This window comes from Streptomyces sp. HUAS MG91 (assembly GCF_040529335.1).
Lineage (GTDB): Bacteria > Actinomycetota > Actinomycetes > Streptomycetales > Streptomycetaceae > Streptomyces > Streptomyces tabacisoli.
Map to the genome: position 1 here is coordinate 1705769 of NZ_CP159534.1, position 17132 is coordinate 1722900.

12 protein-coding genes are annotated in these 17132 nt (G+C 70.8%); all 12 read right to left on the minus strand.

All coding sequences use genetic code 11. The features are described from left to right. Positions 1 to 16: 16 nt before the first annotated feature. Positions 17 to 1003, minus strand: coding sequence for an ABC transporter permease (locus ABII15_RS07915; RefSeq protein ID WP_353941557.1), 987 nt, complete (start codon positions 1001 to 1003; stop codon positions 17 to 19). A 10-nt stretch (positions 1004 to 1013) separates the two neighbouring features. Beyond that, positions 1014 to 2705, minus strand: a complete 1692-nt coding sequence (locus ABII15_RS07920; RefSeq protein ID WP_353941558.1) for an ABC transporter substrate-binding protein — start codon at positions 2703 to 2705, stop codon at positions 1014 to 1016. A gap of 24 nt (positions 2706 to 2729) precedes the next feature. Beyond that, entirely contained in the window at positions 2730 to 3560 is an 831-nt protein-coding gene (locus ABII15_RS07925) for an ROK family protein (RefSeq protein ID WP_353941559.1), read from the minus strand. A gap of 117 nt (positions 3561 to 3677) precedes the next feature. Next, complete coding sequence (locus tag ABII15_RS07930; protein ID WP_353941560.1) at positions 3678 to 5378, minus strand: carbohydrate binding domain-containing protein; 1701 nt, start codon at positions 5376 to 5378, stop codon at positions 3678 to 3680. Positions 5379 to 5550: 172 nt separating this feature from the next. Next, positions 5551 to 7287 carry a methyltransferase gene (locus ABII15_RS07935; RefSeq protein WP_353941561.1) on the minus strand — a complete coding sequence of 579 codons (1737 nt, stop codon included), beginning with the start codon at positions 7285 to 7287 and terminating at the stop codon, positions 5551 to 5553. A gap of 44 nt (positions 7288 to 7331) precedes the next feature. After that, on the minus strand, positions 7332 to 8543 hold the full coding sequence (locus ABII15_RS07940) for a 4-hydroxybenzoate 3-monooxygenase (protein ID WP_353941562.1): 1212 nt from the start codon (positions 8541 to 8543) through the stop codon (positions 7332 to 7334). A 201-nt stretch (positions 8544 to 8744) separates the two neighbouring features. Further along, the gene (gene gnd / locus ABII15_RS07945; protein WP_351445751.1) at positions 8745 to 9620 is read right to left on the minus strand and encodes a phosphogluconate dehydrogenase (NAD(+)-dependent, decarboxylating); all 876 of its coding nucleotides are present in this window, start codon (positions 9618 to 9620) and stop codon (positions 8745 to 8747) included. 42 nt (positions 9621 to 9662) lie between these two features. After that, on the minus strand, positions 9663 to 11318 hold the full coding sequence (pgi, locus tag ABII15_RS07950; protein WP_353941563.1) for a glucose-6-phosphate isomerase: 1656 nt from the start codon (positions 11316 to 11318) through the stop codon (positions 9663 to 9665). Then, the gene (gene opcA, locus ABII15_RS07955) at positions 11311 to 12252 is read right to left on the minus strand and encodes a glucose-6-phosphate dehydrogenase assembly protein OpcA (protein ID WP_353941564.1); all 942 of its coding nucleotides are present in this window, start codon (positions 12250 to 12252) and stop codon (positions 11311 to 11313) included. The genes pgi and opcA overlap by 8 nt, the downstream gene beginning before the upstream one ends. Beyond that, positions 12249 to 13796, minus strand: coding sequence for a glucose-6-phosphate dehydrogenase (zwf, locus tag ABII15_RS07960; protein ID WP_353941565.1), 1548 nt, complete (start codon positions 13794 to 13796; stop codon positions 12249 to 12251). Before zwf ends, opcA begins: the two co-directional genes overlap by 4 nt. Continuing rightward, the gene (tal, locus tag ABII15_RS07965; protein ID WP_353941566.1) at positions 13793 to 14920 is read right to left on the minus strand and encodes a transaldolase; all 1128 of its coding nucleotides are present in this window, start codon (positions 14918 to 14920) and stop codon (positions 13793 to 13795) included. The genes zwf and tal overlap by 4 nt, the downstream gene beginning before the upstream one ends. A 52-nt stretch (positions 14921 to 14972) precedes the next feature. Further along, a complete protein-coding gene (gene tkt, locus ABII15_RS07970) occupies positions 14973 to 17069 on the minus strand; it encodes a transketolase (RefSeq protein WP_353941567.1) in 2097 nt (698 codons plus the stop codon). Between the last annotated feature and the right edge of the window lie 63 nt (positions 17070 to 17132).

Genomic DNA, 17132 nt, shown 5'->3' on the forward strand with positions numbered 1-17132 from the left:
GCCCCTGTCGGGGCGCTCATGCGGCCCTCGCACGTGGATCGAGCCACACCGTCGCGATGTCCACCGCGAGGAGCGCCACCAGGACGGCCACCGTGAACAGCATGAACAGGGCCTGCATCAGCGGGTAGTCGACGTTCTGGACCGCGTTGTAGAGCAGGTAGCCGACGCCGGGGTAGTTGAAGACGTACTCGATGAGGATCGCGCCGGAGATGACGAAGCCGAGGGACATGGCGAAGCCGGCGAGGTTCGGGAGGATCGCGTTGCGGGCGCCGTAGGCGTACATGATGCGGCGCGGGTTGAGGCCCTTGGCGCGGGCCATGCGCACGTAGTCCTCGGCCAGCGTGGTGATCATGTTGTTGCGCATGGTCAGGATCCAGCCGCCGATGGTGGTGATGAGGAGCGTGGCCGCGGGCAGCACCGCGTGGGACAGGACGCTGCCGACGAAGCCCGGGGAGAAGCCGGGCACGATCGACGTGTCGTAGTTGAAGTTGGCGGGGAGGGCGCCGCCGGTGCCCTGGGAGAAGACCAGGATGAGGAGCAGGCCCACCCAGAAGTAGGGCAGCGCGGAGGTGACGACGAAGACCGGCGGGAGGATCGCGTCGAGAGCGCCGCCGCGCCGCCAGCCGGCGACCGTGCCGATGAGGGTGCCGAGGAGGAAGGCGAGGACGGTGGTGACGCCGACCAGGCCGAGCGTCCACGGCAGGGCGTCACCGATGAGTCTGGTGACGGGTTCGCCGAGGGTCTGGCCGATGGAGCGGCCCCAGTTTCCGGTGAACATGTGGCCCAGGTAGTCGGCGTACTGGACCGCGACGTTCTGGTCGGGCTTGAAGCCGAACGAGGTCAGCATCTGTTCGAGCGCGCCGCGGGAGACCCGGCCGCGGGTGCGCACGGTGAGTGCGTCGACCGGGTCGCCCGGCATGATGCGCGGGATGAAGAAGTTCAGGGTGAGGGCCGCCCAGAGCGTGAGGAGGAAGAACCCCAGGCGGCGCAGGATGAAGCGCACCGGCCACCGCCTACTGGGCCGACGTGGAGTACAGGTGGGTGAGCACCTGACCCGTGTCGGGGAAGTTGTAGGCCGAGGGCTGGGCGTACGGGTTGTCCTTGGTGGGCCAGCCCGCGATGTCCTTGGTGTTGTACTGGAACCAGTCGACCGCCTCGACGACGGGGATCACCGGCACGTCGTCGATCATGTACTGGGCGACCTGTTTGACGAGGTCGACCTGTTTGGCCGGGTCCGCCGACGCGTACGCGTTGAGGAGCTGGTCGACCTTCGGGTTCTTGTAGCGCTCCCAGTTGCTGGCGGCGTTCTTGCCGAGCGGCGCGGTGTTCGCGGAGTGCAGGGTCTGGCGCAGTTCGTAGTACGGGGTCGGGCCCGTGGTCTGCTGGGTGTAGTAGGCCAGGTCGTAGTCGCCGGTGTAGAGGCGGCCGACCATGGTCTGCTGGGCGAGGTCCTGGACGTCGAGGTCGATGCCGACGGCCTTCAGGTTCTGCTTGATGACCTTGAGCGAGGCGTCCCAGTCGGTGTAGCCGGTGATGGTGAGGATGGTGAGCTTGAGCGGCTTGGCCGGGGAGTAGCCGAGGCCGGCGAGGAGCTTCTTGGCGCGGGCCGGGTCGGGCCGGTCGAAGCCGGCCTTCCGCACGGCGTCCGCGTCGAAGTACTTGTCGAACGTCGGGGTGACGACGCCCGACTGGTTGGCGACGGGCACCTGCCCGCCGACGCCGATCTGCGAGACCTTCTCCCGGTCGATGGCGAGCGAGATCGCCTGGCGCACCTTGAGGTTGCTGCTCATCTTGTGGGACGGGTCGAGGTTCGGGTAGATGCTGACGTTCTGGACGGGCGGCGACCAGGTGTGGTTGTCCTGCGACTTGTCCAGGTAGAACTGCTTGATGCCCGGGATGAACTGACTCCCCCACTGCGCCTTGCCGTTGGCGAGGTCGAGGTTGGCGGGGCCGTTGTCGAGGTAGGCCGGGTACTCGACCTTCTGGATGTACGGCTTGCCGGGCTGCCAGTAGTCGGGGTTGGCCGTGTACTGGATGTTGTTGGCCGTGCAGGGGTCGACCTCGAACGGGCCGGTGCCGACGGGTTTCTTGTCGACCCAGGTGTCCGGGCTCTTGGCGGCGGCGCCGGAGCCGAAGATGTGCTCGGGGACGATGGCGACCTGATGGGCGAACGCGTAGAAGTACGGCTGCGCGGCCTTGTCGAACTTGAGTCTGACGTGGTCGCCGGAGGTGGCCACCGACCGGAGTCCGGCCGTGGTCCACAGGGCGTACAGGTCGGTCGACTTGACGCGCTTCATGAGGTTGAAGGTGAAGGCGACGTCCTTGGCGGTGAACGGCTTTCCGTCGTTCCACTTCACGCCCTGGCGGATGGTGAAGTCGATCTCGGTCTTGTCGGCGTTCCACCGGTAGCTCTTGGCGAGCATCGGTGTCTCGGCCTGGTCCTTGAGGGCGTTGACGAAGACGAGGGGTTCGTAGACGAAGCCGATCGAGGTGTTGTAGACGGCCGGGTTGAACGGGTTGAAGTTGCACGTCCACGTCTGGCCCGCCGTGTTGGCGATGGTGACGGTGCCGCCCTTCTTCTTCGGGCCGCTGCTCCCGGTGGCGCCTGTGCCGCCCCCGGAGTCGCCCTTGTGCTTGGTCTCGGAGCAGGCCGTCGCTGCCAGGGTCAGCATGAGCGCGACGGCGAGGATGCGCGTGGGCCTCATTCCTGCCAGTCCCTTCGTGGTGTTCTACGGTGCCGGAGGTGCCGGACGCGCTGCCGCGACGGCCAGCGCCAGGGCCCCGAGCAGGGGCGCGTCGTACGGGTGCGCGGCGGGTACGAGCTGCGGCGGATAGGGCACGGCCGCGTCGAGGGCGGTGCGCAGCGGGTCGTGCAGCGCGTCCCAGGAGCGGACCATGCCGCCGCCGACGGCGATCCGCTGGGGATCGACGGCGATGGTGAGATTGACGAGGTGGAAGGCGAGTTCGCGGGTGAACTCGTCGGTAAGGACGCCCTGTTGGAGGGCCCTGCCGCTGACGGCGTCCTCCAGCGGGACGCGGTCCGTGCGGCCCACGTCGGCGAGGCGGCGCAGGTTGTAGCCGATCTCGCCGGAGGCGCCGTGCCGTCCGGCGAGAACGGCTCCCTGGGTGACGAGGGCGACGGCGAGTCCGGTGCCGAGGTTCACGTACAGGCCCGGTTCGCAGCCGGCGAGGGCCCCGGAGCGGTACTCGTGGGCGGCCGCGGCCTTCACGTCGGTGGCGACCCGGATCGCTGACTCCGGGAATTCCAGGGCCAGTTCATGGGCGAGGGGCAGCCGGTCCCAGCCGGGGATGTTCTCCGCGAGGGCCACGCCGGCGGGGCCGGGGATGCCGATGGTGGACACGCCGACGGCCAGGGGCTCGCGGCCGGCGAGGAGGGCGCGCGCGGCGCCGACGGCCCGCTTCAGGTCCGGGTCCGTGTCGACCGTCAGGTCGTGGAGCCGGGTGCCGAGGCGGGCGTCGGCGACGGTGAGGGCCGTCTTGGTGCCGCCGAAGTCGAGGGCGAGGACGACCTGGTCGGTGCCGGAGTGTGCGAAGGACACGGGCAGCTCCTCGGTAAAGTTACGTAACTAAACGAGGTGCTACGAGACTGTACGCGCGGCGGATGCCGCGCGTAAGTCCCCGTGCCTACATGGAAGTTGATCCGTTCGCCGTGCGGATCAGCCGGTGAAGCCGGCCGTGATCTTCGTGAACTGCCAGTTGTCCTGGCTGATGCCGGAGCAGTTCTCGGCGACGCCGCCGCCCGCGCACGGACGGTCGCGGTTGACCGACCAGAAGGCGAGCCGGGCGATGTGCTTGCTGTTCGCCCAGTCCTTGATCTGGGTCCAGATCGCCGGGGTCGTGGTCTCCTGCTGGTCGCTGAGGCCGTTCATCCCGGAGATGCCGATGTGGGCGTAGGCGGTCGTGTCGTCCCAGCCGAAGACGGACTTGAGCTTGGTCTTCAGGCCCTCGGCGGCGTTCACGGTGTTGCCGTACATGTCGTTGCCGCCGCCGAAGTCGAACGGCATGATCGTGAAGACGTCGATGTCGGCGTTCAGGGCCTTGGCCTGCTCGATGAGCCGGTTGCCGTAGGACGTCGGGCCGGTGGTGGACGTCCCGAAGGTGAGGATGGTCCGCAGGCCGGGGTTGTTGGCCTTGACGATCTTCAGGGCGTTCAGGATGCGGTCCTGCACGACCGTGTTCTCGAACTCGTCGGTGTTCTCGATGTCGACGTCGATCGCCTTGAGGCCGTACGCGTCGATCACCTTCTGGTAGGCGCCCGCGAGGGCCTCCGGTGTCGAGCAGTTGGGGCCGAGCTTGTTGCCGCTCCAGCCGCCGATCGACGGGACGATGTCGCCGCCGGCCGCCCGGATGGCGTTGATCGCGGTCTGGTCCTGGCCGCCGGTGAGGGCGCGCGAACCGTCCCAGGCCGGGTTGCAGCCGCCGGAGGAGAGGATGAACGCCATGGTGAACCACTTGACGCCGGTGGCGCTCATGACGGTGGACGGGCTGGGCGGGTTGCCCCAGCCGGTGTAGAAGTACGGCGCGGCCTGCTTGAAGCCGGTGGTGCCGCCGGAGCCCGCGCTCGTCGTCACGGAGACCGCGTTCGAGGCCGGTGAGCTGTTGCCCGCCGCGTCGTGCGCCTTGACGGTGAAGCTGTACGCGGTGGAGGGCGAGAGCCCGGAGACGGTGGCCGAGGTGCCGCTGACCGTCAGGAGCTTGTTGCTGCCGCCGCTGTAGATGTCGTAGCCGGTGACCCCGACGTTGTCGCTCGCCGCGCCCCAGGACAGGGAGACGCTGGACGAGGTCTTGGCGGTGGAGGTCAGACCGGTGGGCGCGGTCGGGGCCTGGGTGTCGGTGCTGCCGCCGGGGCCGTCGAGGCTGATGTCGTCGGCGTAGTAGGTGCCCTGGCCGTACCAGCCGTGGGTGTAGACCGTGGCGCTGGTCTGCGACGCGCCGGTGGTGAACTTCACCGTGAGCTGGGCGTACGCGGACGGGGACTGGGTCCAGGTGGAGCCGCCGCCGTCGACGCCGAGGTAGGCGTAGCTGCCGCGCACCCAGCCGGAGAGCGTGTACGTGGTGTTCGGCTGGACGGCGACCGTCTGGCTGCACTTGGCGTTGTCGCTCGCGCTCGCGGCGCCCGCCAGGGCCTTGGTGCCGCCGTGGACGGGGCTGGAGACCACGGAGCCGAGGTTGCCGGTGCAGGACCAGGGGCCGAGCGAGCCGGTCTCGAAGCCGTTGTTGCCGAGGATGTTGGCCGCCTGGGCGGTGCCCGGCAGGGCGACCGCGCCGCCGACGGCGAGGGCGGCGGTGCCGAGGAGGGCGAGGATGCGGGATCTTCCGGAGCGTCGCGAAGGACGCCGTCTTCCGGTCGGGGACACACGAACTCCCGGTGTTTAGGGGGGTGTTGGGGACGTGCGCGGAGCTGGTGGTGCCGTGCTGCTACTGTGCGCACCCAAGTTGGTATGGACCAATGCTGTTGTCAAGACCACTCGCGCCGTTCGTGGCTCCGCCCGGGAAGGTCGCGTCCCGGGCGGAGCACCCCCTGCCGGATCAGTTCGCGGCGGCCGCCTTCCGTACGTGCAGCACGGTGCCGTCGAGCGGCAGCGGCTCCTGGCCGACCAGGGTCAGGCCCGCGTCCGCGAAGAGGCGGGCGTAGTGCTCGGCGCGGCGCTCGCGGCCGCCGACGTTGCACATCATGTGGAGGTCCCAGGCGGTGGCCAGGGAGGCCGAGCCGTCGGCGGGCAGCACTCGTTCGACGACGAGCAGATCGGCGTGGCCGGGCATCGCGCGGGCGGTGTGCCGCAGGATCTCCCGGCAGCGCTCGTCGTCCCAGTCGTGCAGGACGCGCGACAGGAGATAGACGTCGCCGTCGGCGGGAACGTCCGCGAAGTCCCCGCCGCGGTACGTGCAGCGCGCGCCGTGACCGGCGGCCTCCAGGGCGTCGCGGGCGGCCTCGACGACGTGCGGGCGCTCCAGGAGGACCCCGCGCAGGCGCCGGTGCACGGCGAGGATCCGGCCGAGCAGCGCGCCGTTGCCGCCCGCGATGTCGACCACCGTCGCCGGGGTGTCCGCCCGGCCGGCGGCGAGCAGGACCGGGTGGGTGGGCAGCGGCCCGAACATGGCGGCGCCGGCGGCCATGGACCGGTCGAAGAGATCGGCGAGTTCGGGGTCGGCCGCGAAGTGGTCGAAGTGGTGCGCGCCGAAGACGTGCTCGAAGCCGGGTTCCCCGGTGCGCACGGTGTGCGCGAGCGCGCCGAAGGAACGGTAGAACGGGCCGCCGTACAGCAGGGCGAGGGGGCGCATCGACTCGGGTGCGTCGGTGCGCAGCAGGGCGCCGAGCGCGGTGAGCCGGTAGCCGTCGGCGAGGGCGGGGTCCGCCGTCACCGCGCCCAGGGTCTCCAGATAGCGCAGGAGGGTGGCGAGGGAGCTCGGGGTGGCGCCGATACGTTCCGCCAGGTCGTCGAGGCCGGTCCCCCGCCGGATCTCTAGGGCGTCGGCGATCCGCAGCTCGGCGCAGGCGGCGAGGGCCTGGGTGGTCCAGGCGCCGGTGAGCAGGCGCAGCAGGGCCTCGGCGGGCTGCCGTTCGCGGTGCTCGGCGAGATGGGCGGCGAGGACGTCGCGGTGGTCGCCGGGGGCGTAGAGCTCCATGCGGCGGTACTCGGTCTTCGCGCCGTCGGGCGCGGCGAAGTAGAAGACCGTGCCGTTCTCGTGCGGGTTGTAGCCGCCGCCGTCGGGCACCGCGCCGTGCCGGGCGAGCGTGGCGCACAGGCCGCGCAGCACCAGCGGGTCGGGGCCGTCGACCTCGAAGGCGAGATGGGCCTCGTGCTGCCGCTCGCGCTCGTGGGCGACGAGGGGGTCGAGGCCGGAGCCCGGCGGGACGGTCAGGGCGAAGATCTCGACGGTGCGGTGCGCCCCGTCGAGGCCGGTCACGGCGGGGCGCAGGATGCCGACGTCGAGGTCGGCGGGGTCGCGGTGGTGGCGCACGGCGAGGCGCTCACGGACCACGACGCTCGGGCGCGGCGGGCCGTCGGCGGTGAGGCCGCACGCGGTCAGGGTGGTGTGCAGTTCCTGTTCGTCACAGGGGAAGAGCAGCAGGGCCGCGTGGGCGAAGCGGCAGCGGTCCGCCAGGGAGCGCAGTTCCGGGCCGTCGAGGCCGGGCAGCAGCAGCGGGAGCAGGGTGGCGGTGTCCTGCTCGCGGACGAAGTCGACCGTCGCGCGCAGCCGGGACGTTTCGCCTGCCGTCGTGGTGACCATCGGGTGTGGTGCCTCGATTCCAGTACTCAGCATCAGAAGAGGAAAGGCAGGAAGGGGAAGAAGGAAGAAAGAAACGTTCAGGCAGCACGGACCGCGCCGACGCCGACGTAGTGCTCGGCGAACCAGTCCTGCTGGGCGCGGGAGTCGCGCAGGGCGGAGATCCGGGACCGGCGCAGGGAGTCGCGGAACCGCGCTTCGCCGTCCGTGCCGGGGCTGCCGTGCAGCAGCCCGATCATCCAGTGGGAGAACTCCTGGGCCCGCCAGATGTGGTCCAGGCAGCGCGCCGAGTAGGTGTCGAGGCCCGCGGGGTCGCCGTGCGCGAGGTCGTCGAGCAGGGCCTCGGCGAGGAGTTCGGCCTCCAGGACGGCGAGGTTGGCGCCCTTCGCGGCGGAGGGGCTGATCAGGCTGGCGGCGTCGCCGGCGAGGAACAGCGTGCCGTGGCGCAGGGGTTCGACCACGTCGGACTCCAGGTGGACGACGCCGCGGTGGCTGATCCGGCCCTGGTGCAGCGGTCCGTAGGCGTCGGTGCGCAGGCGCAGGGCCAGTTCGGCCCAGATCCGGTCGTCGGGCCAGTCGTCGGCGCGGGTGTCGCGGGGGCACTGGAGGTAGTAGCGGGTGACGGTGGAGGTGCGGGCCATGTGCCCGGCGAAGCCGCGGCCGTGCACGCCGTAGCCGACGGCGTCCAGGCTGGGCGGGGCCTCGGCGAGCAGCCCCAGCCAGCTCACGCCGTGGTCGAGGTGGTGGCGGCGGACCGCGTCCGCGGGGAGCGAGCGGCGGGCGGCGCCGTGCCGGCCGTCGCAGCCCGCCACGTACCGGGCCCGCCAGTGTGCGGGGCGCCCGTCGGGCGTGCGGACGGTGACCGTGGGCCGGTCGGTGTCGGTGTCCCGCACCTCCAGGGCCTCGGTGGTGAAGCGCACGCGTCCCCCGGCGTCGAGGTAGTGGGCCAGTAGGTCGGTCACCAGGGCCTGCTGGGGGTAGACGGTGTGCCGCTCGCCCCGGCCGAGGCGGCTGTAGTCGAGGCGGAAGCGGCCGTCGTCGGAGCGGAACTCGCAGGTGCTGTGGTCGTGGCCGTGCCGGTCCAGGCCGTCGGCCAGGCCGTGCCGCCGCAGGATCCGCACGGTGTGGGCGGCGAGGAAGCCGGCGCGCGCCCGTGTCTGGATGTGCTCCCGGCTGCCCCGCTCCAGGACGACGCAGTCGACGCCGCCGCGCTGGAGGAGGTTGCCGAGGAGGAGGCCGGCCGGTCCGGCCCCGAGGATGACAACGTCGGCCGTATCACCGGATGTTGTCATGGAGTGAGGTTCTGTCACAGCGGGTGATCGTAGGTGTCCCCCGGTGCCGCTCCGTGCCGGATTCCCCGGGCGCGTGGAGGGTGGCGCATGCACGCAGGTCGGGGGCGCTGCCATGGATCCCGTAGAACGACGGCCGGTGGGGAACGGACCACATGACGTGGCCCGTTCCCCACCGGCCGGGTAGCGCAGGCGTTCGGAGAGTTACTTCTTCTCCACCGCGTGACCGCCGAACTGGTTGCGCAGCGCGGCGATCATCTTCATCTGCGGCGAGTCGTCCTGGCGCGAGGCGAAGCGCGCGAAGAGGGACGCGGTGATCGCGGGCAGCGGGACGGCGTTGTCGATGGCGGCCTCGACCGTCCAGCGGCCCTCGCCGGAGTCCTGCGCGAAGCCGCGCAGGTCGGCCAGGTGCTCGTCCTCGTCGAGGGCGTTGACGGCCAGGTCGAGGAGCCAGGAACGGATGACCGTGCCCTCCTGCCAGGAGCGGAAGACCTCGCGGACGTCGGTCACCGAGTCCACGGCCTCCAGCAGCTCCCAGCCCTCGGCGTAGGCCTGCATCATCGCGTACTCGATGCCGTTGTGGACCATCTTCGAGAAGTGGCCGGCGCCGACCTTGCCGGCGTGGACCGAGCCGAACTCACCCTCGGGCTTGAGGGCGTCGAAGATCGGCTGGACCTTGGCGACGTCCGCCTCGGAGCCGCCGTACATCAGCGCGTAGCCGTTCTGGAGGCCCCACACGCCGCCGGAGACGCCGCAGTCGACGAAGCCGATGCCCTTCACGCCCAGCTCGGCGGCGTGCTTCTCGTCGTCCGTCCAGCGGGAGTTGCCGCCGTCGACGACGATGTCGCCCTCCGACAGGAGCTCCTTGAGCTCGTCGACGGTGGACTGGGTCGCGGCGCCCGCCGGGACCATCACCCAGACCACGCGCGGGCCTTCGAGCTTCTCGACGAGCTCGGCGAGGGAGGCGACGTCGGAGACCTCGGGGTTGCGGTCGTAGCCGATGACGTCGTGGCCCGCGCGGCGGATGCGCTCGCGCATGTTGCCGCCCATCTTGCCGAGACCGATGAGACCAAGCTGCATGTCAGTTCACTTACTTTCGGGAGTCTTGGGAACGAGTGGGGGTCAGGACGTGCGGCCGCGCAGCGCGCGGTAGGTGCCGACCAGGGCCTGGGTGGAGGGGTCGAGGCCGGGGACCTCGGCGCCCTCCGTGAGGGCGGGCTCGACGCGCTTGGCGAGGACCTTGCCGAGTTCGACGCCCCACTGGTCGAAGGAGTCGATGTTCCAGACGGCGCCCTGGACGAAGACCTTCTGCTCGTAGAGGGCGATGAGCTGGCCGAGGACCGACGGGGTCAGTTCCTTCGCCAGGATCGTCGTGGTCGGGTGGTTGCCCTGGAACGTCTTGTGGGCGACCAGTTCCTCGGCGACGCCCTCGGCGCGGACCTCGTCGGGCGTCTTGCCGAAGGCGAGCGCCTGGCCCTGCGCGAACAGGTTGGCCATCAGCAGGTCGTGCTGGCCCTTGAGGTCGTCGCTCAGCTCGTCGACCGGGTTCGCGAAGCCGATGAGGTCGGCCGGGATCAGCTTCGTGCCCTGGTGGATGAGCTGGTAGTAGGCGTGCTGGCCGTTGGTGCCCGGGGTGCCCCAGACGACCGGGCCGGTCTGCCACTCCACGCGGCGGCCCTCGCGGTCCACGGACTTGCCGTTGGACTCCATGTCGAGCTGCTGGAGGTAGGCGGTGAACTTGGACAGGTAGTGCGAGTACGGCAGCACCGCGTGCGACTGGGCGCCGTGGAAGTTGCCGTACCAGATGCCCAGGAGGCCGAGCAGCAGCGGCGCGTTGGCCTCGGCGGGCGCCGTGCGGAAGTGCTCGTCGACCAGGTGGAAGCCGTCGAGCAGCTCGCGGAAGCGGTCCGGGCCGATGGCGATCATCAGCGACAGGCCGATGGCCGAGTCGAAGGAGTAGCGGCCGCCGACCCAGTCCCAGAACTCGAACATGTTGGCCGTGTCGATGCCGAAGTCCGAGACCTTCTCGGCGTTGGTGGAGAGGGCGACGAAGTGCTTCGCGACGGCCGCCCCGTCGCCGCCGAGGCCGGCGAGCAGCCAGGTGCGGGCGGCGGTGGCGTTGGTGATCGTCTCGATGGTGGTGAACGTCTTCGAGGCGATGATGAACAGCGTCTCGGCCGGGTCGAGGTCGCGGACGGCCTCGTGCAGGTCGGCGCCGTCCACGTTCGACACGAAGCGGAACGTCAGCTCGCGCGCGGTGAACGGGCGCAGGGCCTCGTACGCCATGGCGGGGCCGAGGTCGGAGCCACCGATACCGACGTTCACGACGTTCTTGATGCGCTTGCCGGTGTGGCCGGTCCACTCGCCGGAGCGGACCTTGTCCGCGAAGGCGGTCATCTTGTCGAGGACGGCGTGCACGCCCGGCACGACGTTCTCGCCGTCGACCTCGATCACCGTGCCGGCCGGGGCGCGCAGGGCCGTGTGCAGCACGGCGCGGTCCTCGGTCGTGTTGATCTTCTCGCCGCGGAACATGGCGTCGCGCTGCCCGAACACGTCGGTGGCGGTGGCCAGTTCCTGGAGCAGGGCGAGCGTCTCGTCCGTGACCAGGTGCTTGGAGTAGTCGATGTGCAGGTCGCCGACCTGGACGGTGTAGCGCCCGGCGCGCCCCGGGTCACCGGCGAACAGGTCGCGCAGGTGCGTGCCGTTGAACTTCGCGCGGTGGTCCTCGAGGGCGGTCCACTGCGGGCGGCGCGTCAGCAGAGGGGCGTTCTCAGGCATGTTGAACGGACTCCTTGGTGCCGGAGGCGCTGCCGTGGAGCGCGACGGCGTACATCTCGTCGGCGTCGAGGCGGCGCAGCTCCTCGGCGATCAGTTCGGCCGTGGAGCGGACCTTCAGGGCGAGGGTGCGCTGCGGCTGGCCGGGCAGGGACAGGGTGGCGAGCGGGCCGTCGGGGCGATCGATGACGATCTCGCCGTTCGGCGTGCCGAGGCGGACCGCGGTGACGACCGGGCCGTCGGTGGTGACCCGCTCGACCTCGACGCCGAGCCGGGTGCCGAGCCAGCGCGCGAGCAGTTCGGCGCTGGGGTTCTCGGCCTCGGACTCGACGGCCGCGGAGACGATCTCGGCGCGGGCCTGGTCGAGGGCGGCGGCCAGCATGGAACGCCACGGGGTGAGGCGGGTCCAGGCGAGGTCGGTGTCGCCGGGGGCGTAGGACCTGGCACGCAGTTCCAGGGCGCCGATCGGGTCCTCGACCGCGTAGGCGTCGGTGATGCGGCGGGCCGCGAGGGCGCCCAGCGGGTCCTTGGCGGGATCTTCCGGGGCGTCCACCGGCCACCACACGACGACGGGCGCGTCGGGCAGCAGCAGCGGCAGCACGACCGAGGCGGCGTGCTTGCTGACCTCGCCGTGGGTGCGCAGGACGACGGTCTCGCCGGTGCCCGCGTCGGAGCCGACCCGGACCTCGGCGTCGAGCCGGTTGCCCTGGCGGTCCCGCGGCGAGCGCGCGGTCCGCTTGATGACGACGAGGGTGCGCGAGGGGTGCTCGCGGGACGCCTCCTGGGCGGCCTTCGTCGCGTCGTACGCGTTCTCCTCGTCCGTGACGATGACCATCGTCAGGACCATGCCCACGGCGGGCGTCCCGATGGCCCGGCGCCCTTCGACGAGCGCCTTGTTGATCTTGCTTGCCGTGGTGTCGGTCAGGTCGATCCTCATGGCCTGCGCCAGCTCCGTCCGTCTCGTGCGAGCATCTCGTCCGCTTCCCCCGGGCCCCAGCTGCCCGACGCGTACTGCGCGGGCTTGCCGTGGGTGTCCCAGTGCTCCTCGACCGGGTCGAGGATGCGCCAGGACTCCTCGACCTCTTCCGTGCGCGGGAAGAGGTTGGCGTCGCCGAGCAGCACGTCCAGGATCAGCCGCTCGTACGCCTCGGGGCTGGACTCCGTGAACGACTCGCCGTACGCGAAGTCCATGGAGACGTCACGGATCTCCATCGAAGTACCCGGGACCTTCGAACCGAAGCGTACGGTCATGCCCTCGTCGGGCTGGACCCGGATGACGACCGCGTTCTGGCCGAGTTCCTCGGTGGCGGTGGAGTCGAACGGGGAGTGCGGGGCGCGCTGGAAGACGACCGCGATCTCGGTGACGCGGCGGCCCAGGCGCTTGCCGGTGCGCAGGTAGAACGGGACGCCCGCCCAGCGGCGGTTGTCGATCTCCAGCTTCACGGCGGCGTAGGTGTCGGTCTTCGACTGCGGGTCGATGCCGTCTTCCTGGAGGTAGCCGCGGACCTTCTCGCCGCCCTGCCAGCCCGCCGCGTACTGGGCGCGCACGGTGGAGCGCTCCAGGTCGGCGGGGAGCCGGACGGACTTGAGGACCTTGAGCTTCTCGTTGACGAGCGACTCGGCGTCGAACGCGGCCGGTTCCTCCATCGCCGTGAGGGCGAGCAGCTGCAGGAGGTGGTTCTGGATGACGTCGCGGGCGGCGCCGATGCCGTCGTAGTAGCCGGCGCGGCCGCCGATGCCGATGTCCTCGGCCATGGTGATCTGCACGTGGTCCACGTACGACCGGTTCCAGATGGGCTCGTACATCTGGTTGGCGAAGCGGAGCGCCAGGATGTTCTGGACGGTCTCCTTGCCGAGGTAGTGGTCGATGCGGAAGACCTGCTCGGGGGCGAACACGTCGTGCACGATCGCGTTCAGCTCGCGCGCCGACTCGCTGTCGTGGCCGAACGGCTTCTCGATGACGGCGCGCCGCCAGGAGCCGTCGGGGGCGTCCGCGAGGCCGTGCTTCTTGAGCTGCTGGACGACCTTGGGGAAGAACTTCGGCGGGACGGACAGGTAGAAGGCGTAGTTGCCGCTCGTGCCCTGCTTCTCGTCCAGCTCGTCGACGGCGTCGCGCAGCTGCTTGAACGCGGTGTCGTCGTCGAAGTCGCCGGGGATGAAGCGCATGCCCTCGGCGAGCTGGGCCCAGACCTCCTCGCGGAAGGGGGTACGGGCGTGTTCGCGCACCGAGTCGTGGACGACCTGGGCGAAGTCCTGGTCCTCCCACTCGCGGCGGGCGAAGCCGAGGAGCGAGAAGCCGGGCGGGAGCAGACCGCGGTTGGCGAGGTCGTAGACCGCCGGCATCAGCTTCTTGCGGGACAGGTCACCGGTGACGCCGAAGATGACGAGCCCCGAGGGGCCCGCGACGCGCGGCAGGCGGCGGTCGCGGGGATCGCGGAGCGGGTTGGCCCACTCCTGCGACGGCAGGGAGGAGACGCTCACTTGGCCTCGCCGCCCCGGAGGCGGTCGGCGACCGTGGCGAGCAGGTCGTTCCAGGCGGCCTCGAACTTCTGCACGGCCTCGTCCTCGAGCTGCTGGACGACCTCGTCGTAGGAGATGCCGAGCTTCTCGACGGCGGCCAGCTCCTCGCGGGAGGTCTCGTAGGTGCCCGAGACGGCGTCGCCGTGGATGTCGCCGTGGTCGGCGGTGGCGTTGAGGGTGCCTTCCGGCATCGTGTTGACGGTGCCCGGGGCGGCCAGCTCGTCGACGTACAGGGTGTCCTTGTACGCCTTGTCCTTCACGCCGGTCGAGGCCCACAGCGGGCGCTGCTTGTTGGCGCCGGCGGCCGCCAGCTTGGTGGCCCGCTCGGAGGCGAAGACCTGCTCGTAGGCCTCGTAGGCGAGGCGGGCGTTGGCGAGGGCGGCCTTGCCGCGGACGGCCTTGGCCTCGTCGGTGCCGAGGGCGTCGATCCGCTTGTCGATCTCGGTGTCGACGCGGGAGACGAAGAACGAGGCGACGGAGTGGATGACGGAGAGGTCGAGGCCGCGCTCGTGGGCCTTCTCCAGACCGGCCAGGTAGGCGTCCATGACGGCCTTGTAGCGGTCGAGGGAGAAGATCAGCGTGACGTTGACCGAGATGCCGAGGCCGATGACCTCGGTGATCGCCGGGAGGCCCGCGAGGGTCGCCGGGATCTTGATCATGACGTTGGGGCGGTCGACGAGCCAGGCGAGCTGCTTGGCCTCGGCGATGGTGGCCTCGGTGTCGTGCGCGAGGCGCGGGTCGACCTCGATGGAGACCCGGCCGTCGCGGCCGCCGGTCGCGTCGTACACGGGGCGCAGGATGTCGGCGGCGGCGCGGACGTCGGCCGTGGTCATCATGCGGACGGCCTCGTCGACGGTGACCTTGCGGACGGCGAGGTCGGCGAGCTGGTCCTCGTAGCCCGCGCCGGAGCCGATGGCGGCCTGGAAGATCGACGGGTTGGTGGTGACGCCGACGACGTGCGACTTCTCGATCAGCTCGGCGAGGTTGCCGGACTCGATGCGGGTGCGGGACAGGTCGTCCAGCCAGATGGAAACGCCTTCGTCGGAGAGGGCCTTGAGGGGCGACGAGGTAGCGGCGTTGCTCATGGTGTGCTTCATCTTCCTTCGGTGTGACTCAGTGCGGTGAGGTTCGTGGGGGTCAGGCGCGGGCGGCGGCGAGGGACTCGCGGGCCTGGGCGGCGACGTTCTCGGCGGTGAAGCCGAACTGCTCGAAGAGGACGTTCGCGTCGGCGGAGGCGCCGAAGTGCTCCAGGGAGACGATCCGGCCGGCGTCGCCGACGTAGCGGTACCAGGTCAGGGCGATGCCCGCCTCGACCGCCACGCGGGCCTTGACCGACGGCGGCAGGACGGAGTCCCGGTAGGCCTGGTCCTGCTCCTCGAACCACTCGACGGACGGCATCGACACGACGCGGGTCGCGACGCCCTCGGACTCCAGCTGCTCGCGGGCGGCGACGGCGAGCTGCACCTCGGAGCCGGTGGCGATGAGGATGACGTCGGGGGTGCCGGTGGACGCCTCGGCGAGGACGTAACCGCCCTTGGCGGCGGCCTCGTTGGCCTCGTAGGTGGGCAGGCCCTGGCGGGAGAGCGCCAGGCCGTGCGGGGCCGGCTTGACCGAGCCGCGGCGCAGGATCTCGCGCCAGGCGATGGCCGTCTCGTTGGCGTCGGCCGGGCGGACGATGTTCAGGCCCGGGATGGCGCGCAGCGAGGCCAGGTGCTCGACGGGCTGGTGGGTCGGGCCGTCCTCGCCGAGGCCGATGGAGTCGTGCGTCCACACGTAGGTGACGGGGAGCTGCATGAGCGCCGACATGCGGACGGCGTTGCGCATGTAGTCGGAGAACACGAGGAACGTGCCGCCGTAGATGCGGGTGTTGCCGTGCAGCGCGATGCCGTTCATCTCGGCGGCCATCGAAAACTCGCGGATGCCGAAGTGGACGGTGCGGCCGTAGGGGTCGGCCTCGGGCAGCGGGTTGCCGACGGGCAGGAACGACGAGGTCTTGTCGATCGTCGTGTTGTTCGAGCCGGCGAGGTCGGCGGAGCCGCCCCACAGCTCGGGGACGACCGGGCCGAGGGCCTGGAGGACCTTGCCGGACGCGGCGCGCGTGGCGATCTTGGTGCCTGTCTCGAAGGCGGGCAGGTGCTCCTCCCAGCCCTCGGGCAGGCGGCCGGCGAGGACGCGGTCCAGCGTCGCGGAGCGCTCGGGGTTGGCGTTCCGCCACTCGGCGAGCTTCTTGTCCCAGGCCGCGTGGGCCTCGGCGCCGCGGTCCAGGGCGAGCCCGGCGTGGGCGGCGACGGCGTCCTCGACGACGAAGTCCTGCTCGGGGTCGAAGCCGAGGACGCGCTTGGTGGCGGCGATCTCCTCGGCGCCGAGCGCGGAGCCGTGCGAGCCCTCGGTGTTCTGCTTGGTCGGGGCGGGCCAGGCGATGATCGTGCGCATCGCGATGAGGGACGGCTTGTCGGTCACGGCCTTGGCGGCGGCGAGCGCGGCGTGCAGGGCCTGGACGTCGACGTCGCCGTTCTCCTGCGGGGTGATCCGCTGCACGTGCCAGCCGTACGCCTCGTAGCGGGCCAGGACGTCCTCGGAGAAGGCGGTCGCGGTGTCGCCCTCGATGGAGATGTGGTTGTCGTCCCAGACGAAGACGAGGTTGCCGAGCTTCTGGTGGCCGGCCATCGAGGAGGCCTCGGCGGAGACGCCCTCCTCCAGGTCGCCGTCGGAGACGATGGCCCAGATCGTGTGGTCGAAGGGGCTCTCGCCCTGAGCGGCCTCGGGGTCGAACAGGCCGCGCTCGTAGCGGGCGGCCATCGCCATGCCCACCGCGTTGGCGACGCCCTGGCCCAGCGGGCCGGTCGTCGTCTCGACACCGGCGGTGTGGCCGTACTCGGGGTGGCCGGGCGTCTTGGAGCCCTGCGTGCGGAACGCCTTCAGGTCGTCCAGGCTCAGCTCGTAGCCGGACAGGAAGAGCTGGGTGTAGAGCGTCAGGCTGGTGTGGCCGGGCGACAGGACGAAGCGGTCGCGGCCGGTCCACTCCGGGTCGGCCGGGTCGTGCCGCATGGCCTTCTGGAACAGGGTGTACGCGGCGGGGGCGAGGCTCATCGCCGTACCCGGGTGCCCGTTCCCGACCTTCTGCACGGCGTCCGCCGCCAGCAGGCGGGCGGTGTCGACGGCGCGCTGGTCGAGCTCGGTCCACTCGAAGGGGCGCTCGAAGGGGTCGAGGCCGTCGGGTGTCTGCGTGCTCATCTGTATGACTTCCTTCGCATCCGTTGTCCATCCAAGGCGCCGCGAGGCACCGGCCCCCAGAAT

What these genes read in the sequence shown, in the direction of transcription:
- ABII15_RS07920 (WP_353941558.1), bottom strand. Translation starts at nt 2,705, where the DNA reads ATGAGGCCCACGCGCATCCTCGCCGTCGCGCTCATGCTGACCCTGGCA.
- ABII15_RS07935 (WP_353941561.1), bottom strand. Translation starts at nt 7,287, where the DNA reads ATGCTGAGTACTGGAATCGAGGCACCACACCCGATGGTCACCACGACG.
- ABII15_RS07940 (WP_353941562.1), bottom strand. Translation starts at nt 8,543, where the DNA reads ATGACAACATCCGGTGATACGGCCGACGTTGTCATCCTCGGGGCCGGA.
- gnd (WP_351445751.1), bottom strand. Translation starts at nt 9,620, where the DNA reads ATGCAGCTTGGTCTCATCGGTCTCGGCAAGATGGGCGGCAACATGCGC.
- pgi (WP_353941563.1), bottom strand. Translation starts at nt 11,318, where the DNA reads ATGCCTGAGAACGCCCCTCTGCTGACGCGCCGCCCGCAGTGGACCGCC.
- opcA (WP_353941564.1), bottom strand. Translation starts at nt 12,252, where the DNA reads ATGAGGATCGACCTGACCGACACCACGGCAAGCAAGATCAACAAGGCG.
- tal (WP_353941566.1), bottom strand. Translation starts at nt 14,920, where the DNA reads ATGAGCAACGCCGCTACCTCGTCGCCCCTCAAGGCCCTCTCCGACGAA.
- tkt (WP_353941567.1), bottom strand. Translation starts at nt 17,069, where the DNA reads ATGAGCACGCAGACACCCGACGGCCTCGACCCCTTCGAGCGCCCCTTC.